The following is a 23,702-nucleotide window of genomic DNA, read 5'->3' on the forward strand; positions in this document are numbered from 1 at the left end:
CCGGTCGCTCCGATGACGGCAGCGCTGTTTGCGGTTAGGCTCATGACCAGGGCGATCACAGAGTTGTCAGGGGTGGTGAGTACGGTGTGTGATGAAATCGATACAGGAGGTGACCGCGCTATGACTGCTGCCCCGGTGCTCCCGCGTTCGACGTGGGACGAACTGGTTCAGGTCTGGCAGAACCTGGATCTGCCCAACAATGGCTGGCGCGCGGAGATCATCGAGGAGAGCATCGTTATGACCCCGCCGCCGGGATATGGCCACAATGTGATCGCTGACCGAGTGCATCGTGCTCTCGCTCGCGTGATTCCGGAGAACTGGGGAATCTTTCAAACTGCTGCTGTCGAGATCCCATTGCGGAGCAATCTCTTCATCCCGGACTTGGTCGTCATTCCGATGGATGCGTTGCCATCGGACGACGACCCCGTTCCGGTGCCCGCAGGGCGGGCGTTGCTCGCCGTCGAGATCACGTCGAAGTCAAATGCGAACAGGGACCGGAACGAGAAATTGTGGGGATATGCGCACGGTGGTGTGCCGCTGTTCCTGCTGATCGATCGTTTCGCGAAGGACGAACCTTCGGTGACGCTGTACTCCGGGCCCTCCGATGGGCGATACCGGTTTCAGCACAAGGTGCCATTCGGTGAACCGATCGCCTTGCCCGAGCCGTTCGACTTCACCTTGGAGACCAAAGAATTCTGATCAGTCGTCCTCGGCGAAGGGGTCGCCGTGTTCGGCCGGGTCCCAGGTCAGGCCGGGGATGCCCCAGCCGTTGCGCCGCACCATCTTCTTCGCCGCTCGGGCGTGGCGGCCGACCAGGCGTTCCAGGTAGAGGTGGCCGTCCAGGTGGTCGGTCTCGTGCTGCAGGCAGCGGGCGAAGAAACCCGTTCCCTCGACCTCGATCGGCTTTCCGTCCACATCGGACCCGGTGACCTTCGCCCAGCTCGCCCGGCCGGTCGGGTAGGACTCGCCGGGGACCGACAGGCAGCCCTCCAAGTCGTCGTCCGGGTCGGGCATGGTCTGCGGGATCTCGGCGGTCATCAGCTCGGGGTTGACCACCACGCCGCGGTGCTGGACGCCCGCGTCGTCGGGGCAGTCGTAAACGAACAACCGCAGGTCGATGCCGATCTGGTTGGCCGCCAGCCCGACCCCGTTGGCGGCGGCCATCGTCTCGAACATGTCGTCGACGAGGGTGCGCAGCGCGTCGTCGAACCGCTCCACCGGACGGGTGGGGTTGTGCAGCACCGGGTCGCCGACGACGCAGATCGGGTGAACAGCCATGAGCGGGACTTTAGCGCTTCCGGCGCCTGTTGCGCCGGGGTGCTCCCGCGCGTTGCTGGCAGTGTGATCCGCTCCCGCCGCGAATCCGAGCATGGTGTAATTGAGGGGGAATCACAGCCGTGTGATTCCTGCGAACGCGGGAAGTCCCGAATCGCGAGGCGAGGAGCCAGATGGACGCCGCCCAAATGCTGACTGCGCAGGAGATCGCCCGTCAGTGCGAACAGTTGGCGCGCCTGCAACAACGGCAGGGAACATCTGATCCGGCACCCGGTCGGCGGTTGCGACTTGCCGAGCCGATCACTCAGCCGATCGAGCGGATCGTGGAACCGCCGCCCCAGCCGGTGCCGCCCCAGCCGTCGGCGCCGGACGACGAACTCGACGATCGGGCGAGGGGCATCCTCGCCTTCGAGTCGCAGTGGTGGAAGCGCGAGGGCGTGAAGAAGGAGCGCGCGATCCGCGAGCTGTTCGACATGTCCGCGTCGCGGTACTACCAATTGCTGAACGTGTTGCTGGACAGTCCGGCCGCCGCGCAAGAAGACCTTATGCTGATCAAGAGGCTGCGCAAGGCAAGGGCGGGTAGGCAGCGCGCACGGGCCGCCCAACGACTGGGAATCGAGTTGCACTGATGACTTCAGGGGAACCGTCCACCGGACCCGCCAAGGCCAAGATCATCGGCTTCGGTCTGATCGGGGTCGGTGCGATCGCGGGCGTCGTCGGCATCGTCACGCTGGTTTCCGGCGGCGGCGCGTCGAATTCCGCCCAGCCGCTGCCCCCGGAACCGGGCAACAACCCGCCGGTCATGTCGCTGACCCAGAATCCGCCCGCCGAGTCCGCCGTGGTGCCGCCCGCCACGTCGCAGGTCGCGCTGTCACCGGCCACACAGGACAGCCCGCCGCCCGCGCCGCCGCAGGGCACGCAGAACCAGGACGTACCCGTCGGTTCCGGTAACACGACGACCAAGATCCTGGTGCGGGTCTACAACAACAGCACGATCAGCGGATTGGCGCACCGGGCCGCGGAGGACTTCCGGAGCTCGGGTTACGAGGTGCCGGAGGTCGGCAACTACTCGGCGGGGCTGATCCCCACCACGACGATCTACTTCCGGCCCGGCACCGTCGAGGAGCAGCAGGCACAGGAGATGGCGGTCCGCTTCGGAGCGCGCGCGGAGCCCCGCTTCGAAGGCATCCAGGACGCCACGCCGGGCTTGATCGCCATCATCACCAACGACTACAAGGGCCACGCCAACACCAAGTGACGGTCCCGTTCGTTCACCCGGGGTCGTGCCACATCCGTCCGGGTTAGGGGCGGTTGGCGTAAGCCTCCAGGGACGCGAGCTGGGCCGGGTCGAGCGAGGGGCGGACCGCCTTGCGGGCCGTGGCCAGGTGCTCTGCGGAAACCTCCGCTGCGGACAGGGATTCGCGCATCGCCGTCAGGGCCGCTTCGCGGATCAGGGCCGCGCAGTCGGCGGCGGAGTAGCCGTCGAGTTCCTCGGCGAGGGCGGCCAGGTCCACATCGGACGCCAGCGGAGTGTTCTTCGCCGCGGATCGCAAGATCGCCTCGCGGGCTGCTGCGTCCGGCGGCGGGACGTAGACGAGGCGCTCCAGCCGGCCGGGTCGCAGCAGGGCCGGGTCGACCAGCTCCGGGCGGTTCGTGGCGCCAAGGACGACCACGTCGCGCATCGGCTCCACGCCGTCGAGCTCGGTCAGCAGCGCGGCGACCACCCGGTCCGCCACCCCGGAGTCCGAGGACTGGCCGCGGCGGGGCGCCAGCGCGTCCACCTCGTCGAGGAACACCAGCGTCGGCGCGGCGTTCGCGGCCCGCAGGAACAGCTCGCGGACCGCTCGCTCGGACTCGCCGACCCACTTGTCCATCAGCTCCGCGCCCTTGACCGCGAGCACGTTCAGCCGCCCGCTGCCCGCCAGGGCCCGCACCAGGAACGTCTTGCCGCAGCCAGGCGGCCCGTACAGCAGCACGCCGCGCGGCGGCTCGACGCCGAGCCGGGTGAACGAGTCCGGGTACTGCAACGGCCAGAGCACCGTCTCGGTGAGGGACTGCTTCACCTCGGCCATGTCGCCGACGTCGTCCAGCGTCAGCCCGCCGGTCTGCAGATTGTCCGATGTGGACATCGAGATCGGCCGGACCGACGACAGCGCGTCCAGCAGGTCCTGCTGCCGGATGCGGGGATCCGCGGCGTCGTCCTGGTGCCGCAGCGCGGCGCCGACGGCGGCTTCCCGGCACAGCGCCACCAGGTCGGCGACGACGAATCCCGGGGCGCGCTCGGCGACCTCGGCGAGCCGCACGTCGTCGGCCAGCGGCGCGTTGCGGAGCAGCACCCGCAGCAGGTCCGCGCGGGTGGGGTCGGCGGGGAGGCTGAGGGTGAGCTCCCGGTCCACCAGGCCGGGTTCGCGCAGCCTGGGGTCGATCGCCTGCGGCTGCGAGCTGGTGACGATCACGGCGAGCCGGTCGGTGCCGATCGCGCCGCGGATCGCGTCGAGTGCCACGGTAGCTAGCGGCGGCGGCTCGGTGCCCGGCAGCAGGCTCTCGACGTCCGTCAGCAGCAGCACGCAGTCGCCCTCCGAGGTGGTGGCGCGGTTGATCGCGTCCTGCAGGCGTTGGGCGGCGGCGCGCGGTTCGAGCGCGGCGACACTGGGCGCGGCTAGTTCGACGAGGTCCGCGCCGATCGCGCTCGTCACGGCGCGGGCGAGGGTGGCCTTGCCCACCCCGGCTGGGCCGCTGAGCAGCACGCCGAGGTGCGGTTCGGCGCCGAGGCGGCGCAGCAGCTCGGGCTGTTCGAAGGCCAGTCGCAGCCATTCGGTGAGGCGCTTCGCCGTGTCGCGGGAGCCGACGAGGTCGGCGACCGGGACCACCGGCTCGGTCGGCTCGGTCGGCTCGACCGGTGCCGGTTCGGGCTGCGGTGCCGCTTGCGGGGCCGGGGTGGTCCCTGGCGTCGCGCCGTCCCGCCATTCGACCACTGTGGACGGTTGTACGGCCACCGCGCCGGGCGGTTCGGTGGCGGCGATGGTGATCAGCTCGTTGGTCCAGGTCATGCCGATGGCCGTGGAGAGCTTCCGGCGCACCTCGCCGGCGTTCGCGCTGGTCGCTGGCGCGACGTCCTGCGGCAGCAGCGACACCGCGTCGCCGGTGCCGAAGACCTTGCCGGTCAACGCCAACCGCAGGGTCTCGGGGGCGACGGTGGCGCGGGCCAGCCGCGAGCCCGCGATGCTCACTCGCTTCGCTGCCGCGACCTGCACGGGCGAGACGCCGACCTCGGAGCCTTCGGTGAGGCCGAGGTTCATCAACGCCACGTCGTCGAGCAGCAGGATCCCGGTCGGGCTGCCGACCTCGGCTGCAGCGGCCAGCGCGACGGTGACCCGAGCACCGGTCAGCTGGACGGCGTTCCACGGCCGCAACCCCAGGGCGTCGAGCACCTCGGGGTGCAGGCGCACGACCCCGCGCCGGGTGTCCTTGGCGGACGGGGAGAGACGGGCGGTCAACGTTATCGACGGCACGCCGCGAGCTTAACCGCGCCGCCGTCCCGGCACCGGTGCCTTCCGCCTTCGACGCGGAGTTCCGGGCGAGTTCGGGGCTGGCGGTGGGATCCGCAGTTTCAATTCAATTGAATTGAAACTGCGGACCACCGGTGTTTGTGGGGGTGCCGTGGGGATGTCTTGAGGGTGTCTGAGGGTGTGTCATGAGGGTGGGTCGTGAGCCCGACACACCGATGGCTGTGGACAACCCAGGATGGCTGTGGACAACTTCCGCAATTTCAATGGAAATCGGAGGTCCGATTTCCATTGAAATTGCGGGAACCCCGGTGCACCGGGGCTCCGTGCCCGCTAGCGCGGGGCGCCGTCGTTGCGGCTGCGCCGCAACTCCAGACGGCGCCAGCTCCGCCGCGGGCCGTCCGGGTGGCTGTGCCGCCGCGGCAGGCGCACCCGCCTCGCGGCTCCCGCTACGCGTCGCCGCAGCGGCGGCCGCAGGCCGAGCCTCCGCTGGGTGCGGCGCCGGATCGCGCGTCGCTCCCGCGGCGGCGCGCTCCAGGCCTCCGGGTGCTTGGCCAGCCAGTTGTGCCGGTAGACGGCGTAGGGCACGTGCAGCAGGTAGAGCACCATGGCGATGGCCAGCGAGATCAGCGGGAACATGATGATCGCCGCCGCCAGCAGCGCCACCAGCACCAGCAGCGGCGCGGCGGCCCGCGGCGGCACCTTGACGGTCTTCAGCGACAGCGTTGGAACGCGGCTGACCATCAGCGCCGCGATCAGCACCATCCAGACCATCACCACGTTCTGGTTCGCCCACCAACCCGGGTAGCCGAAGTGCGCGGTCAGGACGAGTGGCAGCAGCCCGAGCAGCCCGGCGGCCGGGGCGGGCACCCCGACGAAGAACTCTTTGGTGTAAGGGGGCTGGTCGGTGTCGTCGAGCAGGGTGTTGAACCGCGCCAGACGAAGCACCATGCACACCGCGAAGATCAGCGCGACGATCCAGCCGGCCCGGTTGTCCTGCAGCTGCCACGCGTACAGCGTCAACGCCGGGGCGACTCCGAACGACATCGCGTCGGACAGCGAGTCGAGTTCGGCGCCCATCTTGGAGGTGGCGTCGAGCAGCCGGGCGATCCGCCCGTCCAGGCCGTCGAGCACGGCCGCGACCGCGACGGCCGCGATCGCGGCGGTGAGCTGGCCGTTGAGCGCGAACTGGACCGCGGACAGCCCGGCGCACATCGCCAGCACGGTGATCGCGTTGGGCAGCAACCGGACGCCGGGCGCGGTGTGCATGCTCATGAGGCGCGCTTCCCCCGCGGTAGCTCGGCGAGGGCGGTTTCCCCGCCGATGGTGCGCTGCCCGGGCTCGACCAGGATCCGGCTGCCGGTGGGCACGTAGAGGTCCACCCGGGAGCCGAAGCGGATCAGGCCGTAGGTGCTGCCGGCCTGGAGCACGTCGCCTTCGGAGACGGAGCAAACGATGCGCCGGGCGACGAGGCCGGCGATCTGCACCACCGCGACCTGGGTGCCGTCGTCGGCGCGGATGACCATCGAGTTGCGCTCGTTGTCCTCGCTGGCCTTGTCCAGGTCGGCGGAGAGGAACTTGCCGGGCCGGTAGGCGATGGTCTCGATCTTGCCGCTCAGCGGGATCCGCTGGACGTGCACGTCGAAGATCGTGAGGAAGGCGCTGATGCGGGTCATCGGCTCGTCGCCGAGGCCGAGCTCAGTGGGGGGCACCGCGGGCTCGATGTGCGAGATCGTGCCGTCGGCGGGGGCGAGGGCGAGCCCCTCGCGGCTGGGCGTGGTGCGGGCTGGCTCGCGGAAGAACCACGCGCACCACGCGGTGACGATGCCGCCGAGCACGCCCGCCGGACGCCACCGGCGGCGCAGCAGGAGGGTCGCGATGGCGGCGCCGAGCACGAACGGGCGGCCTGCCGGGTGCATCGGCGGGATGGTGTCGCGGGCCAGCGCGGCGAGGTGCGCCAGCGGGTTCTTCTTCGGTTCTTTCGCGGTGCTCATCGAGGTGCTACGCCCCTGCGTCGGCGGTCATGGTGCGGCGGTTCGGCCGGGTGCCCCGAGCGAACGGGGGTGTCGACCGGTGCCGTCGTCGGTACAGCATCGCGGACGCCTCGGGTCAACCGACGCCAGGGGGCGTAGTTGATCAAGAACTGCCTTGCTGACCTGCGTTTATTCGATCCGGGGATGCTACCGTCAAGACCATTCCCATGTCACCCGCTCGGGTGAGTGGGGCGTTGACGGACCACGAACGTCGCGCAACCGGCGAGGAGGCCGTTCGACGTCTCCCCGTAGACGTCGAACGGCCTCCCCGGTGCGGGTCCGTGCACCCCCCGACGGCGCACGGTCCTCGGCGTGTCCGCCCCACCGGCAAGCAGCAGCGGGTTCATGCGGACGTCTTGAAGATGTATTTGATCGACGGTTCGTGACGCGGTTTCCAGTGTAATTGAGTTCACAAAAAGTCCGTAGCCGCTTTTGGAGGACCTGAGCGGGCCGTTACATGACGGGGAGTTACCGAGGTTCGGGCAGTTTTCACTCGTCCGCGTAGGCCGGTTCGTCGAGGTTCATCCGCGCCCCCATCAACTCGCCGAGGCCCCGGTACGGGTCGCCGTGCTCCACGCCGTCGGCGGTGCTGCGCAGCTCAAGCTCGGACATGCCGTCCTCGCCGTCGCGCACGCCGACGTCGTCCAGCTCGGACACCGCGTACTCGTCGAGGTACAGCTCCAACGACAGGGACCAGCCGCCGCGGTCCTGGTCCAGCCGGGCGCTGGCCACGTCCCGGCTGTCCACCCACTGCGCGCCGGGCTGCTCCCGGAGCTCGCCGACCGGCGTCGCGGCCAACTCGGCGAGCTGCTCCTGCTCGGCCTTGCGGAACCGGGCGAGGGTGCCCGCCAGCAGGCGCTTCGTGGTGCTGGCCGAACTGGGCACCAGCACCAGGCCCCGGTCGGTCACCAGCAGGTCGTAGTTGCCGTCGGCGCACTGCACCGGGCTGACGATCCCGGCCAGCGCTGGCTCGGGCTCGGCGGCGGGTCGGCGCGCGTGGGTCAGCGGCACCTTGAGGTCGACCAGCGCCCGGTGCAGCCCCGGGACCAGCCGGGGGTCGGAGACCGCCGGGCGGACCAGCCGATCGGGGTCCAGCGGCTGCCCGTTGGCCAGCCGCACCGTCGATGGGCCGCCCCAGTCCAGTTCGTGGTGCGCCCGCCGGGCGCAGATCAGCGCGTCCACAACGGCGCAGCCGAGCAGTTCGGTCAGCGTGTCGACCGCCGCCTCCTCAATGCGTTCCGGGCACAGGCCCGGGTTGAGCACCGGGTTGACCAGGTCGTGGCCCTGGCCGCGGTGTATGGCGGGCAGGATGCCGACGATCGTCGGCTCCACCGGCAGGCCGCTCTGCGCCGCAGCGGAGCTCAGCAGCGCGGCCCGCTCGGCGACGTGCGCGGCGCCGGCCAGCCGGGCCAGCTCCGGCCACGCGAGCCGCCGCTTGAGGCCGTCGATCATCAGGCGTTCTTCGAGCTCGGGCACGCTCTTGCGCGGGTTGCGCAGCATGGCGAACGCGGGCCGGTCGTCGAGCTCCTTGTTGCCCACCTTGATCCGCTTCATCGCCTCAATGCGCTTGCGTGCGGGCGGGCGCGTGCGGCTGCCGTCGGCCTCCCCGGCGATGGCCTGCTTGACGCGCTCGGCGAGCTGCGGCTTGCGCACCGGGTGCTCCATGAAAGACCGGAAGCCCAGCAGCACGTCCGGCGCGTGGCCGACCGACTTGGCCATGCTGAGGTAGTCGTCGGCGTACTCCTGCCAGCCGATCTCGATGGCGATCGCCTTGCGCAGCGCGGTGACGGCTGTGCGGGTACCGGCTTCCCGGACGGCGATGGCGTCGGCGGCCAGCTCCAGCTCGGGGCCGGTGGTGGCGGCGATCGCGGTGAACAGCCGGGCGTAGCCGGTGAACAGCCACTTGACGGGGCCGCCGGTGAGGTGCGCGACGGTGCGTTCGACGCTCGCCGACGCGCGGTAGGCCGTCACGGTCAGCCGGTTGCGGCCGGTCAACCGGCCGAGCTCGTGCGCCACCACGGCCCGCAGCTCGCTGGCGTTGAGCGCGGCCAGCAGCGGCAGCCCGAGCTCCAGGTACCGGGACCGGGTGCGCAGGCCGAGCAGCGCGGTGTCCTCGAGGATGGTCGCGTTCGGCTCGGAGGTGATGCGGATTTCGTCGGGCACCGGGGCGTCGGCGTCGGCGGCGATCGACTCCGCCATCCGCCATAGCTGCGGCTGCTCGGCCCGGGTCAGCTGGACGCCGCGCGGCCGCACCCGGTTGCGCAGCACGGCGCGCAGGCCGATCGCGCAGATCGCGCCGACCGCGACCGCCGCGAGCGCGGCCTTCGCCCCGCCGCCCTGGTCGTATCGGAAGGTGAGCGCCGCGATCGCGAGCAGTCCGAGGACCAGCGCGATCGGCGCGAAGAAGAAGCCAATGTGCAACGCCAGCGCCAGGGCGGCGCGCCAGGGGCCACGCACGGTGCAGAACTCCGGAGGGGTGGGTCGGGACGGTGGTGCAGTCTCGGGGAAGCACGGCGATCCGTCAACAAGGTGATCTCCGGGCTCGCCGCGTTCCCGTTCAATCCAGCAGCATCACGTCTACTGCGGACTCCGCGGCGAGTTCGGTCACGTCCTCGGGGATCTCCAGCAGGCAGTTCGCCTTGGCCAGGCCCGCCAGCAGGTGCGAGCCGGGCGCGCCCTGCAGCGTGACGGTGCCGGTGGCCGGGTCGAACCGGCCCCTGAGGTACTGCCGCTTGCCGGCCGGCGCGGACAGCGGCTCGACGAGCGTCGCCTGCCGCACCGGGCGGCGGGTGGCGTGGTGCCCGGCCGCGGCGCGCAGCGCGGGCCGCACGAAGACCTCGAACGAAACCATCGCGCTGACCGGGTTGCCCGGCAGCGTCACCACGGCCACGCCGTCGTGGTAGCGGCCGCAGCCCTGCGGCATCCCGGGCTGCATCGCGACCTTGGTGAACTCGACACCGGTGCCGGTGAGCGCGTCCTTGACGACCTCGTAGGCCCCGGCGCTGACGCCGCCGGAGGTGATCAGCAGATCAGTGGTGGCCAGGTGCGGGGCGAGCGCGGCGTGGAAGGCGTCGACGTCGTCCGGCACGAACCGCAGCAGCGTCGCCTCGCCGCCCGCTTCGCGCACCGCGGAGGCCAGCATCAAGCCGTTGGACTCGTAGATCTGGCCCGGCTGCAGCTCGGTCCCCGGGGCGACCAGCTCCGAACCGGTGGACAGCACCAGCACCCGGACCGGCCGGTGCACAGGCAGCTCGGAAATCCCGACGGCGGCCGCGACGCCCAGCTGCGCGGGTGTCAGCGTCGTGCCTGCCGTGAGCACCGTGGCGCCGGCCGAGACGTCCTCGCCCGCGCGCCGCACGTGTGCTCCCGGCTGCACCGAGACGAACGCCTGCATCTGCTCGATTCCGCCATCGGTGCGTTCCACCGGGATCACCGCGTCCGCGCCCGGCGGCATCTGGGCGCCGGTCATGATCCGGTGCGCGGTGCCGGGCTGCAGCGCCGGCGCGTCGACCCGGCCCGCCGGGATGTCCTCGTGGACCGGCAGCCGCACCGGTTGCTCCGGGGTCGCACCGGCCAGGTCGACGGAGCGGACGGCGTAGCCGTCCATCGCGGAGTTGTCGAACGGCGGCAGCGAGATCGGCGCGGCCAGGTCCGCGGCGAGGGCCAGGCCCAGGCAGTCCGCCAGCGGTTTCGCTGCCACCGGCGTCGGGGCGAGCAGGGCGGTGATCTTCGACTGATGGTCGGCGACCGCGGTCAGGGCGGGGGTTCCGGTTCCGTGCGACACGCCCAGATCATCGGTCATCGACACCCCTACTGTCCCTACCGGCGTGCGAATCGTCGCAATGATCGTGCGTGGCAGACTCTCGGGGAGAGCGTGGGTCGTTCTGCGTAGGTGGTCTCGCAGCGGAACTTCAGACGCCTTCTCGACTCCGGGATCCCCGACTCGTCTCCGGTGCGCCACGTCGGGGCTGCCCTCGCGAGAAGACATCTGGGTGCCCGCGGGTGGTCACCTCCCTCGCGTGGTGGAAAGCGGCCGGCATCGCTTGCCCGCTGGTGGGTGGCCAGCCCGAGCCGCGCGTCCGGCCCGTGCGATGCCAGAGATAGGAGGTTCCGGTGCAGGTTCGCACCCGACACACGCCGTCGTTCGGGGTGGCCCGGCTGATGCTCGCCCCGGGCGAGCCGGTGCGGGTCGAGTCCGGCGCGATGCTCGCCACCAGCTACGGCGTGACCGTCGAGGCGCGCGCCCAGGGCGGCTTCCTCAAGTCGCTGGCCCGCGCGGCGCTCGGCGGCGAGTCGTTCTTCGTGTCGACCTACACGGCCCCACAGCAGGGCGGCTGGGTGGACGTGGCGCCGAACCTGCCCGGCGACCTGAACGTGCTGGAGCTCGACGGCCGGGTCGGCTGGTGCGTGACCAAGGGCTGCTGGCTTGCCTCCGCGAGCACCGTGCAGCTGGAGACGCAGTGGGGCGGCTTCCAGAACCTCTTCGGTGGCGAGGGCGGCTTCATGACACACGTCGTCGGCCAGGGCGCGGTGGTGGTGTCCTGCTACGGCGCACTGGACGTGGTGACGCTGCAGCCAGGCGAATACGTCACGATCGACACCGGTCACGTGGTGGCCTACGCCGATACCGTGCAGAGCCGGTTACGGCAGATGAACCAGGGCGTGGTGCAGTCGCTCAAGAGCGGTGAAGGTCTGGTGTTCGATTTCGCGGGTCCCGGCCGGGTGTTGACCCAAACCCGCAATCCCCGAGGACTCGTCACCTGGTTGCAGGCGAATGGACTAGGCGCTCGTTCCTGAATTTCGCCGAGAGCGCAAATGGACTCGTTCGTTCGGACGAATTCGCGAGGTCGCTTCGACTTCGATAACTGAACGTGGCCGCCGATGACACCCGTTTGGCCCAGTGTTTAACGGAAAAGTCGCATTGTCGAACCCGCGACGAGGCCCCATTTCTCGGGTAGCGTGGCCGTTGCTCCAGCGACGCTTTCCGCGTCGTGCATCACATTTATGAGGAGGACGCCGTGGCGGTCGGCACGGTCAAATGGTTCAACTCGGAGAAGGGCTACGGATTCATCGCAACGGACGGTGGATCTGATGTGTTCGTCCATTACTCCGCGATCAACATGTCTGGTTTCCGAACCCTTTCCGAAGGGGATCGGGTGGAATTCGAAGTGAAAGCGGGACGTGACGGCCGCACCCAAGCAGACGGAGTCCGCAAGGTCTAGGAAGTTGGGCTCGGCCCGCGCGGCGTGCGAGCCGAGCCCGCACCGCGATCGGCTGCCGCCGCTTCGCGAAAGAACATCATGCGCACGGCCCGGTTCCTCTGGATGGGGGGCCGGGCCGCGGCGCGTTCGGCTGGTCCGGGATCGGACTAGTCATGGTGCGGGCGAACCCGAGACGGTGTTGCCGAACCGAAAGACGGGCGTGGTCTCGAAACGTTAGGCTGCTTCGCGTGTCGGAAGACCTCACCGGGCGGCGCCTCGGCCACTACAAGATCGACGGAGTGCTCGGCCGCGGCGGGATGAGCGTGATGTACCGCGCCACCGATACCCGTCTGGGCCGCAAGGTCGCGCTCAAGGTCATGGGCGAGCACATCACCGGTGACGCGGAGTTCCGCGAGCGGTTCGTCGACGAGGCGCGCAACACTTCCGCCATCGACCACGCGAACATCGTGCCGCTGTATGACTTCGGCGAGGTCAACGGCATGCTCTACATCGCGATGCGGCTGGTCGACGGGTCCGACCTTGCCAGCCTGATCAAGGACGGGCCGATCTCGCCCAAGCGCGCCTTGGAACTGCTCTCCCAAGTCGCCGAGGCGCTGGACATGCTGCACGAGCGCGGCCTGGTGCACCTCGACCTGAAGCCGGCCAACGTGCTGGTGACCTCGCGCGAATCCGTCCACGAGCATGTCTACCTGGCCGACTTCGGGCTCACCCGACGCGGCGCGACCGGGCACCGCACCGCCAGCGGCGACTTCCTGGGCTCGCCGACCTACGCGGCCCCCGAGCACCTGCGCGGCGAGCCGGTGGACGGCCGCACCGACCAGTACGCGCTGAGCTGCATGCTGTTCGCCTGCCTGACGGGACGGTCGCCGTTCCGGGGGCAGGTGCAGGAGGTCATCCAGGGGCACCTGGGCGCCGAGCCGCCGCCCGCGACCGCGCTGGTGGTGCTGCCCGGCAGCATCGACGAGGTGCTGCGCCGCGGCATGTCGAAGAGCCCCGACCAGCGCTTCGGCAACTGCAAGGAGCTGGTCGCGGCGGCCCGCGCCGCGCTCGGTCCGGCGTCCGGGGACACGCCGCCACCGTCCCGCCAGGCGGCTCCGGCGGCTCCGGCGGCCCCAGTGGCTCCGATGTCCGGCCCGCAGCCGGTCCAGTACGGCCCGTCCGCGCCGCCCGGCCCGCCTGCGCCGCCCGGCTACCCGCGGTATCAGCCGCCGCCGCGCCCGCTGCCGCCGCCGGGCAACGACCCGGTTCGGCTGCGCCCGCCGATCCCGGCCGGTTCGGCGGCGTTCGCGACCAAGTCGGGCGGTTCGGCGAAGTGGATCGTGCCGGTGCTCGCCGGTGTCGCGCTGGTGGTCATCGTGGTCATCTTCGTTGTGATGGCCAACTCCATCGGCGGTTCCGGCGGCAGTGGCACGGACTCGACGACGTCGGAAACCTCCTCTTACAACAACAACCACCTGCCGACTTCGGTGCCGACCCGCTGACGGTCGCGCTTGCACTCGACCGGTGAGAGTGCTAAACACGGTATTGGCACTCAGCAAGGTTGAGTGCCAGGCCGGGACGGTGAGGCCGTCTCCGGCGGTGCCACCCGACGGCGCCGCCGCACGGTCGTCCGTCGCGGGCACCGAGCCTGGCCGAGCACGAGTCCTGCCGTGGGGTGCGCAAACCCACCACCGCGGCGTCCAGACAGGTGGAGGACCACACCGCAATGGCCAAGATGATCGCGTTTGACGAGGACGCCCGCCGCGGTCTAGAGCGCGGCATGAACACCCTCGCTGACGCCGTCAAGGTGACGCTCGGGCCGAAGGGCCGCAACGTCGTGCTCGAGAAGAAGTGGGGCGCGCCGACCATCACCAACGACGGTGTCTCTATCGCCAAGGAGATCGAGCTCGAGGACCCGTGGGAGAAGATCGGGGCCGAGCTGGTCAAGGAGGTCGCGAAGAAGACCGACGACGTCGCGGGTGACGGCACCACCACCGCCACCGTGCTGGCCCAGGCGCTGGTGCGCGAGGGTCTGCGCAACGTCGCGGCCGGCGCCAACCCGATCGCCCTGAAGCGGGGCATCGAGAAGGCCACCGAGGCGATCGCCGAGCAGCTGCTCAAGAACGCCAAGGAGATCGAGACCAAGGATCAGATCGCCGCCACCGCCGCGATCTCGGCCGGCGACCGTCAGATCGGCGAGCTGATCGCCGAGGCGATGGACAAGGTCGGCAAGGAAGGCGTCATCACCGTCGAGGAGAGCAACACCTTCGGCCTGGAGCTGGAGCTCACCGAGGGCATGCGCTTCGACAAGGGCTACATCTCGCCCTATTTCGTCACCGACTCGGAGCGGATGGAGGCGGTCCTGGAGGACCCGTACATCCTGCTGCTGAGCTCCAAGGTCTCCAACGTCAAGGACATGCTCCCGCTGCTGGAGAAGGTCATGCAGGCGAACAAGCCGCTGCTGATCATCTCCGAGGATGTCGAGGGCGAGGCGCTGGCCACCCTGGTCGTCAACAAGATTCGCGGCACCTTCAAGTCGGTCGCGGTCAAGGCCCCCGGCTTCGGTGACCGCCGCAAGGCGATGCTGCAGGACATGGCGATCCTGACCGGTGGTCAGGTCATCAGCGAAGAGGTCGGCCTCAAGCTGGAGAACGCGGACCTGAACCTGCTGGGCCGTGCCCGCAAGATCGTCGTCACCAAGGACGAGACCACCATCGTCGAGGGTGCCGGCGACGACGAGCAGATCGCCGGTCGGGTCAACGAGATCCGCGCCGAGATCGAGCGCTCGGACTCCGACTACGACCGCGAGAAGCTGCAGGAGCGGCTGGCCAAGCTGGCCGGCGGCGTGGCCGTCATCAAGGCCGGTGCGGCGACCGAGGTCGAGCTCAAGGAGCGCAAGCACCGCATCGAGGACGCGGTCCGCAACGCCAAGGCTGCGGTCGAGGAGGGCATCGTTGCCGGTGGCGGCGTCGCGCTGCTGCAGGCCGCGCAGGCTGCCTTCGACGGCCTCAACCTGACCGGTGACGAGGCGACCGGCGCCAACAGCGTGAAGATCGCCGTCGAGGCTCCGCTGAAGCAGATCGCCATCAACGCCGGCCTCGAGGGCGGCGTCGTCGCGGAGAAGGTCAAGGGCCTCACCTCCGGTCACGGCCTCAACGCCGCGACCGGCGAGTACGAGGACCTGGTCCAGGCCGGCGTTCTCGACCCGGCCAAGGTCACCCGCTCGGCGCTGCAGAACGCCGCTTCCATCGCCGCGCTGTTCCTGACCACCGAAGCCGTGGTCGCGGAGAAGCCGGAGAAGGAGAAGGCCGGCGCTCCGGACCCGACCGGTGGCATGGGCGGCATGGACTTCTGATCCACGCTGCTGCCGCGTTTTCGAAGGGCCGTCCCCGCTCGGGGGCGGCCCTTCGGTCGTTCGTGGCTGTTTCCACGCTCGTCCTGCGAGGGGGAACCGCACACGCCGTCCGGTCTCCGTACCACGCAATTTCCATTGAAATCGGACCTTCGATTTCAATGGAAATTGCGGCCCCTCGCCGGGAGCATCCGGGAGCACTTGGGTCGCGATTCACGGACTCATTGGTCTTGACCAGACAAAACAAGTGTACGTCGACAGTCTTCCAGCGTCCGGTTACGGTGCCGGTGTGGGTGCTTTGCTGGAAGTGATCGTGCTCGACGCCGCCGAAGCTGAGGCCGCTCAGCAGGGTGGCGCCGACCGGCTGGAGCTGGTGCGGGAGCTGCCCGCCGACGGCCTCACACCGGATCCGGCCACCGTCCGCAGCGTGCTCGCGGCGACGGATCTGCCGGTTCGGGTCATGGTGCGCGATCAGCCCGACTTCGCCGCGGACGTCGACGCCTTGCGGCGGCGGGTCGGAGAGCTGCGCGCGGCCGGGGCGCAGGAGTTCGTGCTCGGGTTCCTCGACGACTACGACCAGGTCGACGTCGGCGCGACCCGCGATGTCGTCGCAGAGCTCGCAGGCTGCCCGTGGACCTTCCACCGCGCGGTCGACCACTCCGCCCAGTACCGGCTCGCCTGGGACCACGCGGTGTCGCTCGGCCCGGACACCGTGCTCACCGCCGGCTCCCCCGGCGGGGTCGACGAGGGCCTTGCCGACCTGCGCGAACTCGCCGCGCGGCAGGACATCGACGGCGTGACGCTGCTCGTCGGCGGCGGCCTGCGACAGGAGCACGTCGCCGACCTGCGGGCCGCCGGGGCGCGCGCCTTCCACATCGGCGCCGGTGCCCGCGCCGACGGGTCGGTGCGCGCCGATCGGGTGCGGAGCTGGCGGGACCTCACCGCCTGAGCGTCGCGGCCATCGCGATCAGCCAGATGAAACCGGGGAACCGGGTCAGCGGGATCAGGTAGGAGAAGGCCGGGACGATCAGCGTCAGCGTGGACAGCATGCCGACGGCGGCGACGGCCAGGCCGAGCCAGCCAACCCAGCGCGGCCCGCGCCGCATGACAAGCACCGGCACCGAGAGCCCGGCCGCCAGCAGGCCGAAGGATGCCGCGTAGGCCGGCCCGCCGAGGGCGAAGGACACCTGGTGGGCCAGGTGCATCGCGTCGGGACTGCTCAGCACGACCGGCCGGGAGACGACCCACTGGAACAGTCCGCTGAGGATCGTGAATCCGGCGCTGAGCACGCCGCCCACCAGCGCGATGTAGGTGCCGGGCACGGAAGCGCCGGTGGCGCGCAGGCGGTGCACCGCAGTCGCGGTGAACACCAGCAGCGGGAAGGCCGAGGCGAGCTGGAAGAACCCGGCGACCGCCGCCGCCCCGCCGTGCGCCGTCACGTAGCGCTCGACGATCTCTGGTGCTTCGAAGGGACTCGGGTAGGTCGCGCCGCCCGCCATGGCGGTCGAGATGACCAGTCCGGCCAGGAACAGCGCGACGAAGACGATGCCGACGATCAGCAGCGGCGGGCCGACCTGCCGGGATGGGGCCTGTTGGGTGGTTATGGTGATCTCCGCCTTCAGGTATCGTTCGTTTATTAAATCATTTATATCACGAATTATTTCGAGGTGTCTAGTTTCGGGTGCGTCGGCGGGCGTAATCGGCGTGTGATGTCCTGGGGGCCGGTGGGAGTCCAGGTTGAGGTAGGGGACATGCTCGGTCGAAAGGTCCGGTGGTCGGCGCTCGTCGTGGCGTTCACGAGCGTGGTGCTGGCGGGTTGCACGAACACCGCGCCGCAGGCGCCGCCGCCGACCGCGCCGCCGCCGCAGTCGCTACCCGCGACCGGCCTGCCGCAGGTCACGCCGCAGCCACAGGAGATGAAGCGGCTCGGCGACGACATCCCGGTGCTGGGCAGGGTCGAAGTGGTCGTCGATCCGCTCGTCGACCAGCCCACCCGCGACCTCGCGGTCCAGGTGCTGACGCTCGCCGGGGCGAGCGGGGTGACGGTGCGCGAGCCCGGCACGCCCGCCGACGACAGCGTCCTGAGCATCCGCATCGGCGACCGGAACTCGCCGTCGGTGGTGAAGGGCCTGCAAGAGCTGGGCTACGCCGCACCCGCGCCGCTGCCGCCCGAGGGCTACGTGCTGGCCGGGCGAGGCGGCAACCGCCCGATCCTGTTCATCGGCGCATCCGACGCGGCCGGCGCCTACTACGGCGTGCAGACGCTGCGCCAGATCGCCTCGCCGGGCCGGATCTCCGGGGTCGGCATCGTCGACCACCCGTCGATGCCGCTGCGCGGCGCCGTCGAAGGCTTCTACGGTCCACCTTGGACGCATGCCGAGCGCATGGACCAGTTGGCCTTCTACGGCGACGTCAAGATGAACACCTACATCTACGCGCCCAAGGACGACCCGTATCACCGGGAGAAATGGCGCGAGCCGTACCCGGCGGACGAGCTCGCCCAGGTGCAGGAGCTGATCCGGCAGGCCCAGGCGCACCACGTGAAGTTCACCTTCGCCCTCTCACCGGGCACCTCCATCTGCTACAGCGACGACGCGGACTTCCGCGCGCTGCTGGCGAAGCTGCAAGCGGTGTATGACGAGGGCGTCCGCGACTTCTCCGTGCCGCTGGACGACATCTCCTACACCCGCTGGAACTGCCCGGGCGACCAGGCGAAGTACGGCCAGCCGTCCGAGGGCGCGGCCGGGAAGGCGCAGGTGGAGCTGCTCAACCGGGTGCAGCGCGAGTTCGTCGACGCGCATCCCGGTGTGGCGCCGCTGCAGTTCGTGCCGACCGAGTACTCCGACGTGGAGGACTCGGCGTACAAGACCGCGATGCGCTCGGCGCTCGACCCGCGGGTGGTGGTGATGTGGACCGGCGACGGCGTGATCCCGCGCCAGATCACCGTTTCCGATGCGCAGCAGGCCGAGAAGGTCTGGGGGCGCAAGCTCTTCCTGTGGGACAACTACCCGGTCAACGACTTCGACGGCTCCGTCGGGCGGGTGCTGCTCGGCCCGTACGACAAGCGGGAGCGGGGGTTGAGCGGGCAGCTCGTCGGCGACGTGTCCAACCCGATGAACCTGGCGGCGGCGAGCAAGGTCGTGGAGCTCGGCGCGGCCGATTTCGCTTGGAACGACGCGGCCTTCGACCCGCAGCGGGCCTGGCGGGCGGCGGCCGGGTACCTGGCGGGGAAGCGGGTGGCCGGGCAGCCCGGGCTGGTCGCCGACCCGGCGACCGTCGATGCGCTGATGGTGTTTTTCGACCTGCAGCACATGGCGCCGCTGCCCAGCGGTCGGCCGTGGCTGCCGCAGGCGCCGGAGTTGGCGCGGCGGATCGAGGAGTTCCGCGTCGGCTGGGAGCGCGGCGATCGCGCGGGCGCGGTGCGGGAGCTGCGCGGCTACGCGCAGGCGATCGCGGACGCCCCGGAGCAGATCGGCAAGGGCGCGCCGGCGGACTTCGCCGGCGACGTGAAGCAATGGCTGACGGCTACCCAACTCTGGGGCGACGCGCTGGTTGCCACCGTGGACGGCCTCCAGGCGCGGGCAGACGGCGACGAGGGGCGCACCTTCGATCGCTTCGCCGCGGCTCGGCAGTTCGCGGATCGGGCCAAGCAGATCCGGACCCCGCCCGGCGAGGTCCGCCCCCAGGGGCAGGTCCTGGTCGGCGACGGCGTCCTGGACAAGTTCGTCGAACAGGCGCCCGGCATCCGGTGACGCCGCGGTAGGTCCCGTGCGCGCTTTTCGGTGCTATAGCGCCCAAAACCGCGCACGGCCAGATTCCGCCACTTGCGCCGCCCTGCAAAACGAGTCCTCGAACAAGTCAAGTAGCGGAGGGGCGGTGGATGTCAAGGAGGTTGGAGCTCTCCCGCTCCCAGCGGTCGTACAGCGCGTCTCGGCCGTAGCGGGCCACCAGCTGCGCCTCGTCCCGGGTGATCGGGACCAGCGTGATCAGCTGGAGGACCGGTTCGCCGGCATCGCTGAGCAGGACGTCGAACGAGTCGCCGAGGTAGGGGTGGGGTGCGGCGAGCGCGCCGCAGATCTCCGTGTCCGGCAACAGGATCCGGTCGTTCATGATGAGCGCGCCGTAGCCGACCCTGCTGTTGCTCTCCACCAGCAGCTCGGCGATCACGCCGGTCAGGTGCCGCGCGTAGAGCTCCTGGCCCGCCTGCAACGTGCACACGAGCTCCTGCGGCAACGGCGCGCCCGCGGTGCGGTCGCGCAGGCCGCTGGTCAGCACCGAGACGTGCGCGCCGTCCGGGTGGTCGCAGTAGACGAGGTAGTAACCCCGATCGCGGCCGTTGGCGTCCCGGCTGTCGGCACCGCGGACCCGGCCGATGTGCGTCTCAACGTGCGCGGGGAACCCGCTGAACCGGCTCATGCACCAACCTCCGAAATCCCCGTGATCTTACGGAAACGAGCAAGCGCACCCACCACGACCAGCGGGCCGGTGCGCGCACGGTTCCGGTGGTGTTCCGCTCGGCGCAGTCGAGGCAGTCCTCGAGCACCGCATCGTGCAGCGGTCGCCAGAGGATCGGCCAGGCGATTCGCGCGGGGCCTCGGGCGTGCATGGACAGCAGGTGGTGCAGCGAGGTGCCGTCGGATTCACGGTGCACGGTGAATTCGTGGATCCCGTCGAAGCCGCGCGGTGCGGTGAAGCGGAACCGGATCCAGCGGCCGGGCACGGTGATCGACCTGCCCTACGCCGTGGTCCGGCGGTACCTGGTGCGCGGCGAGCCGATCCCCGCCTTGGAGGTTGGCAGAGTGGGCGACGCGGTCCGGGACCTGCTTGCCGGATGATCGGATGATCGCCTTGGGGCCGGTTGTTCGCATACGCTCGGCGGCATGGCGGTGGATGACACGCTCGACATGAAATCCCCGGCCGAGGTCGCGACGGCGTTGGACGAGACCGGTTACCTGCCCGACGATGGCATTGCGACGGCGGCCTTCCTGGCGATGCGGATGCGCCGCCCGCTGCTGTGCGAGGGCGAACCCGGCACCGGCAAGACGGCGCTGGCGCTGGCGCTGGCCACGGCGCTCGGGGTGGACCTGATCCGGTTGCAGTGCCACGAGGGCATCGACGCCGCGCAAGCGCTATACGACTGGGACTTCCCGCGCCAACTGCTGCACCTGCGCACCCTGGAGGCGGCTTCCGGGGGCGAGATGGACGCCGACGCCGCCGAATCTTCGCTGTACACGCCGAGGTTCCTGCTGGCGCGGCCGCTGTTGCGCGCGTTGCAGGAGTCGCCCTGCGTGCTGCTGGTCGACGAGATCGACCGCGCCGACGACGAGTTCGAGGCGTTCCTGCTGGAGGTGCTGTCGGAATACGCGGTGACCATTCCGGAGTTCGGAGTGGTGCGGGCGCCGCAGCCACCGATCGTGATCCTGACGTCCAACCGGACCCGCGAAGTGCATGACGCGCTGAAGCGTCGCTGCCTCTACCACTGGCTGGAGCACCCGGACCTGGAGCGGGAGGTGGCGATCCTGCGACGCCGCCTGCCGGGTCTGGACGCCCGGCTGGCGGAGCAGGTGGCCGCGGCGGTGCAGCGGATGCGGCAGATGGAGCTGCTGAAGCCGCCCGGGGTGGCGGAGGCGCTGGACTGGGCGCAGGCGCTGCAAGCGCTGGACCAGAACGAACTGGACACCGAGATCGCCGCGACCACCCTGGGCGCGGTGCTGAAATACCGGGAAGACACCGAAAGGGTCCGCGCCGCGGGCATCGTGGCGCCCTGACCGTCCATCGAAGCGGAACGTTCAGGAGGGGGCTGATGGAGCACACCGCGACCGGTCTGGTCGGGTTCGCCCGCGCCCTGCGGCACTCCGGGATGGCCTGCGGCCCCACCCGCGTCCAGGCCTTCCTCGCCGCCACCGAGCACGTCGGCCTCGACGACCGCTCCGCGGTCTACTGGGCCGGCCGCATCACGCTGTGCTCCGAACCGGACGACGTTCCGCGCTACGACGCAGCCTTCGGCTGCTGGTTCGGCGGCGCTGCGCTGCCCGCCGAGTCGCCGGGCCGTCCGCTGCCGCGTCCGGCGCGGATCGCTGCGCTCTCCGCGGCTGCTGGCGGCGACCAGGACGGCGACGCGGACAAGCCGCTTGCCGCCGCCGCCAGCGAAGCCGAGGTGCTCCGCCGTCGCGACCTCGCGGAGCTCGGTGCGGCGGAGCGCGAGCACCTGCGGCGCATGCTCGCGGTGCTGCGCCCGGAGCCGCCGTCGCGCCCCGCGTTGCGGCATCGGCGCAGCAAGCGCGGCCCGCTCAGCCCGCGCGCGACGCTCCGCGAGCTGCTGCGTTCCGGTGGCGAGCCGTTGCGGTTGCAGCGCCAGAAGCGTTCTCGGCGACCGCGCCGGGTGGTGCTGCTGATCGACGTCTCGGGGTCGATGAGCCCGTATGCGGATGCGCTGATGCGGTTCGCGCACGTTGTGGTTCGGCGTTCGCCCGCCAGCACCGAGGTTTTCACGTTGGGCACCCGGATGACGCGGGTGAGCCGGCAGCTCCGGCAGCGCGATCCGGAGGCCGCGCTGCTGGCGGCTTCCCGTGCCGTGCCGGACTTCTCCGGTGGCACCAGGCTCGGCGAGACGCTCCGGGTGTTCCTGGACCGGTGGGGGCAGCGGGGCATCGCGCGCGGTTCGGTCGTCGTGCTGTTCTCCGATGGCTGGGAGCGCGGCGACTCGGCCGAGCTGGGCGACCAGATGCGGCGGTTGCGGCGGTTGGCTCGGGCAGTGATCTGGGCGAATCCGCACGCCGGGCACGACGGTTACCAGCCGGTGCAGTCCGGGATTGTCGCGGCCATGCCGCACGTTGACCGGATGGTGGCGGGACACAGCCTGCGTTCGCTGGAGGACGTGTGGTCGTGGGTGCGCCGGTTGTCCCAGCCGGGGATGGCACCGGAGGAGCGAAGTGTCGGACTTGGGCAGAACTGACCGGGTAGCCGGGGCACGCATTCCGGCACGGCGCGGTGAGGCGAACGGACCGTTCGCCTCAATAGGCGAGGTAAACAGGCCGTTCGCCCCACCCCCCAAGCCCGGCGACGCGCCGGAGTTGCGGTCCGGCGGAAATGGCGCTGCGCCGGGAGGCGTTGCGGAAGCGGAGGTGCGCTGTGCGTGACGTGCTGGACGAGTTGAGCAAGCGGTGGGAAGCGGGCGAGGCCGTCGGGCTGGGCACCGTGGTCGCGACGTTCCGGTCGGCGCCGCGGCCGCCCGGGGCGTCGATGCTGGTGACCAGCGGTGGCGAGGCCGTCGGCAGCGTCTCCGGCGGGTGCGTCGAGGGCGCGGTCTACGAGGAGGCCACCGGCGTGCTGGAAGGCGCCGATCCTGTCTTGCAGCGCTACGGAGTCAGCGACGACGACGCCTTCGCCGTCGGCCTGACCTGCGGCGGGATCCTCGACGTCTTCGTGGAGCGGGTGGACCGCGAGACCTTCCCGGAACTCGATTCCGTCGCGGCCTCGGTCCGGGCCGAGGAGCCGGTCGCGGTCACGACAGTCCTGGAGCACCCGGACGAGAGCAAGGTCGGGTCACACCTGCTGGTGTGGCGCGAGCGCACCAGCGGCAGCCTGGGATCGGCGCGGATAGACGACGCGGTCGTCGACGATGCGCGCGGCATGCTGGCCAGCGGCCGCAGCGGCGTCATCGAGTACGGCCCGGAAGGGCAGCGCCGCGGCGAAGGGCTGCGGGTGTTCGTGAACTCCTTCGAGCCGCCGCCGCGGATGCTGGTGTTCGGCGCGATCGACTTCGCCTCCGCGATGGCCCGGATGGGCGCTTTCCTCGGCTACCGGGTCACGGTCTGCGATGCGCGGCCGGTGTTCGCCACGCACAGCCGGTTCCCCGGCGTGGACGACGTGGTCGTCGACTGGCCGCACCGCTACCTGGCCGCCGAGGCGGAGGCCGGGCGCCTGGACGAGCGGACCGCAGTCATGGTGCTCACCCACGACCCGAAGTTCGACGTGCCGGTGCTGGAGGCCGCGCTGCGGCAGAACTTGGGCTACGTCGGGGCGATGGGTTCCCGCCGCACCCACGAGGACCGCCTGCGACGGCTGCGCGAGCAGGGCCTGACCGGGGACGAACTTGCCAAGTTGTCCTCGCCGATCGGCCTGGACCTGGGCGCGCGGACCCCGGAGGAGACCGCAGTGTCCATCGCGGCCGAGCTGATCGCGCTGCGCTGGGGCGGTCGCGGCGTGCGGCTCTCCGATGTCGAGGGGCCCATCCACCATCACTCGTGAGCATTCGTCTTCGACGTCACGACACGCCGACGGCTGTGGACAACCTCCTACGGCTGTGGACAACTTCCGCAAGTTCCATTGAAAT

The 23,702-nt window shown here is 70.4% G+C and carries 21 protein-coding genes; 13 read left to right on the plus strand and 8 right to left on the minus strand.

What is annotated here, in order from left to right; all coding sequences use genetic code 11:
• Window positions 1–42: 42 nt before the first annotated feature.
• Window positions 43–699 (plus strand): Uma2 family endonuclease, encoded by a 657-nt coding sequence (locus tag ACRXBZ_RS22375; RefSeq protein ID WP_433880763.1) that lies wholly within the window; start codon window positions 43–45, stop codon window positions 697–699.
• Here the strand turns inward: ACRXBZ_RS22375 and ACRXBZ_RS22380 are convergent, their stop codons facing one another.
• On the minus strand, window positions 700–1,278 hold the full coding sequence (locus ACRXBZ_RS22380; RefSeq protein ID WP_433880764.1) for a peptide deformylase: 579 nt from the start codon (window positions 1,276–1,278) through the stop codon (window positions 700–702).
• A gap of 170 nt (window positions 1,279–1,448) precedes the next feature.
• Between ACRXBZ_RS22380 and ACRXBZ_RS22385 the strand changes: the two genes are divergently transcribed.
• Together ACRXBZ_RS22385 and ACRXBZ_RS22390 are read left to right on the plus strand one after the other, a co-directional pair.
• Window positions 1,449–1,904: a DUF3263 domain-containing protein gene (locus tag ACRXBZ_RS22385; protein ID WP_433880765.1), complete on the plus strand. Its 456-nt coding sequence runs from the start codon at window positions 1,449–1,451 to the stop codon at window positions 1,902–1,904.
• Window positions 1,904–2,533, plus strand: coding sequence for a LytR C-terminal domain-containing protein (locus ACRXBZ_RS22390; RefSeq protein WP_433880766.1), 630 nt, complete (start codon window positions 1,904–1,906; stop codon window positions 2,531–2,533). The genes ACRXBZ_RS22385 and ACRXBZ_RS22390 overlap by 1 nt, the downstream gene beginning before the upstream one ends.
• A gap of 43 nt (window positions 2,534–2,576) precedes the next feature.
• On the opposite strand, the gene ACRXBZ_RS22395 is transcribed toward ACRXBZ_RS22390, so the two are convergent.
• The 5 genes from ACRXBZ_RS22395 to moeA all read right to left on the minus strand — a co-directional run bounded on the left by ACRXBZ_RS22395 (window position 2,577) and on the right by moeA (window position 10,616).
• The gene (locus ACRXBZ_RS22395; protein WP_433880767.1) at window positions 2,577–4,787 is read right to left on the minus strand and encodes an AAA family ATPase; all 2,211 of its coding nucleotides are present in this window, start codon (window positions 4,785–4,787) and stop codon (window positions 2,577–2,579) included.
• A gap of 327 nt (window positions 4,788–5,114) precedes the next feature.
• Window positions 5,115–6,056, minus strand: coding sequence for a CDP-diacylglycerol--serine O-phosphatidyltransferase (gene pssA, locus ACRXBZ_RS22400; RefSeq protein WP_168586308.1), 942 nt, complete (start codon window positions 6,054–6,056; stop codon window positions 5,115–5,117).
• Window positions 6,053–6,775 (minus strand): phosphatidylserine decarboxylase, encoded by a 723-nt coding sequence (locus ACRXBZ_RS22405; RefSeq protein ID WP_433880768.1) that lies wholly within the window; start codon window positions 6,773–6,775, stop codon window positions 6,053–6,055. Before ACRXBZ_RS22405 ends, pssA begins: the two co-directional genes overlap by 4 nt.
• A gap of 528 nt (window positions 6,776–7,303) precedes the next feature.
• Window positions 7,304–9,271, minus strand: coding sequence for a M48 family metallopeptidase (locus ACRXBZ_RS22410; protein ID WP_433880769.1), 1,968 nt, complete (start codon window positions 9,269–9,271; stop codon window positions 7,304–7,306).
• A 100-nt stretch (window positions 9,272–9,371) separates the two neighbouring features.
• Window positions 9,372–10,616 (minus strand): molybdopterin molybdotransferase MoeA, encoded by a 1,245-nt coding sequence (gene moeA, locus ACRXBZ_RS22415; RefSeq protein WP_433880770.1) that lies wholly within the window; start codon window positions 10,614–10,616, stop codon window positions 9,372–9,374.
• A gap of 311 nt (window positions 10,617–10,927) precedes the next feature.
• Here moeA and ACRXBZ_RS22420 point away from each other — a divergent pair, with 311 nt between their 5' ends.
• The 5 genes from ACRXBZ_RS22420 to ACRXBZ_RS22440 all read left to right on the plus strand — a co-directional run bounded on the left by ACRXBZ_RS22420 (window position 10,928) and on the right by ACRXBZ_RS22440 (window position 16,316).
• A complete protein-coding gene (locus ACRXBZ_RS22420; protein WP_168586312.1) occupies window positions 10,928–11,611 on the plus strand; it encodes a TIGR00266 family protein in 684 nt (227 codons plus the stop codon).
• A 221-nt stretch (window positions 11,612–11,832) separates the two neighbouring features.
• Entirely contained in the window at window positions 11,833–12,036 is a 204-nt protein-coding gene (locus ACRXBZ_RS22425) for a cold-shock protein (RefSeq protein ID WP_093268692.1), read from the plus strand.
• 227 nt (window positions 12,037–12,263) lie between these two features.
• A complete protein-coding gene (locus tag ACRXBZ_RS22430) occupies window positions 12,264–13,517 on the plus strand; it encodes a serine/threonine-protein kinase (protein ID WP_433880771.1) in 1,254 nt (417 codons plus the stop codon).
• A 224-nt stretch (window positions 13,518–13,741) separates the two neighbouring features.
• A complete protein-coding gene (gene groL, locus ACRXBZ_RS22435; RefSeq protein ID WP_358313654.1) occupies window positions 13,742–15,370 on the plus strand; it encodes a chaperonin GroEL in 1,629 nt (542 codons plus the stop codon).
• A 286-nt stretch (window positions 15,371–15,656) separates the two neighbouring features.
• Window positions 15,657–16,316 (plus strand): copper homeostasis protein CutC, encoded by a 660-nt coding sequence (locus tag ACRXBZ_RS22440; protein WP_433880772.1) that lies wholly within the window; start codon window positions 15,657–15,659, stop codon window positions 16,314–16,316.
• Here the strand turns inward: ACRXBZ_RS22440 and ACRXBZ_RS22445 are convergent.
• Entirely contained in the window at window positions 16,306–16,866 is a 561-nt protein-coding gene (locus ACRXBZ_RS22445) for a hypothetical protein (RefSeq protein WP_433880773.1), read from the minus strand. The two genes, ACRXBZ_RS22440 and ACRXBZ_RS22445, sit on opposite strands and share 11 nt — an antisense overlap.
• 252 nt (window positions 16,867–17,118) lie before the next feature.
• Between ACRXBZ_RS22445 and ACRXBZ_RS22450 the strand changes: the two genes are divergently transcribed.
• On the plus strand, window positions 17,119–19,119 hold the full coding sequence (locus tag ACRXBZ_RS22450) for a glycoside hydrolase family 84 protein (protein ID WP_433880774.1): 2,001 nt from the start codon (window positions 17,119–17,121) through the stop codon (window positions 19,117–19,119).
• 106 nt (window positions 19,120–19,225) lie between these two features.
• Here the strand turns inward: ACRXBZ_RS22450 and ACRXBZ_RS22455 are convergent, their stop codons facing one another.
• Window positions 19,226–19,783: a suppressor of fused domain protein gene (locus ACRXBZ_RS22455; protein WP_433880775.1), complete on the minus strand. Its 558-nt coding sequence runs from the start codon at window positions 19,781–19,783 to the stop codon at window positions 19,226–19,228.
• 236 nt (window positions 19,784–20,019) lie between these two features.
• Here ACRXBZ_RS22455 and ACRXBZ_RS22460 point away from each other — a divergent pair, with 236 nt between their 5' ends.
• The 4 genes from ACRXBZ_RS22460 to ACRXBZ_RS22475 all read left to right on the plus strand — a co-directional run bounded on the left by ACRXBZ_RS22460 (window position 20,020) and on the right by ACRXBZ_RS22475 (window position 23,617).
• On the plus strand, window positions 20,020–20,202 hold the full coding sequence (locus tag ACRXBZ_RS22460; protein WP_433880776.1) for a hypothetical protein: 183 nt from the start codon (window positions 20,020–20,022) through the stop codon (window positions 20,200–20,202).
• 45 nt (window positions 20,203–20,247) lie between these two features.
• Complete coding sequence (locus ACRXBZ_RS22465; RefSeq protein ID WP_433880777.1) at window positions 20,248–21,135, plus strand: AAA family ATPase; 888 nt, start codon at window positions 20,248–20,250, stop codon at window positions 21,133–21,135.
• 35 nt (window positions 21,136–21,170) lie between these two features.
• Window positions 21,171–22,322 carry a vWA domain-containing protein gene (locus ACRXBZ_RS22470; protein ID WP_433880778.1) on the plus strand — a complete coding sequence of 384 codons (1,152 nt, stop codon included), beginning with the start codon at window positions 21,171–21,173 and terminating at the stop codon, window positions 22,320–22,322.
• A gap of 176 nt (window positions 22,323–22,498) precedes the next feature.
• A complete protein-coding gene (locus ACRXBZ_RS22475; protein WP_168586319.1) occupies window positions 22,499–23,617 on the plus strand; it encodes an XdhC family protein in 1,119 nt (372 codons plus the stop codon).
• Window positions 23,618–23,702: the final 85 nt, after the last annotated feature.

Origin of the sequence: Saccharopolyspora hattusasensis (genome assembly GCF_050972075.1) — a bacterium.
GTDB classification, from domain to species: domain Bacteria; phylum Actinomycetota; class Actinomycetes; order Mycobacteriales; family Pseudonocardiaceae; genus Saccharopolyspora; species Saccharopolyspora hattusasensis.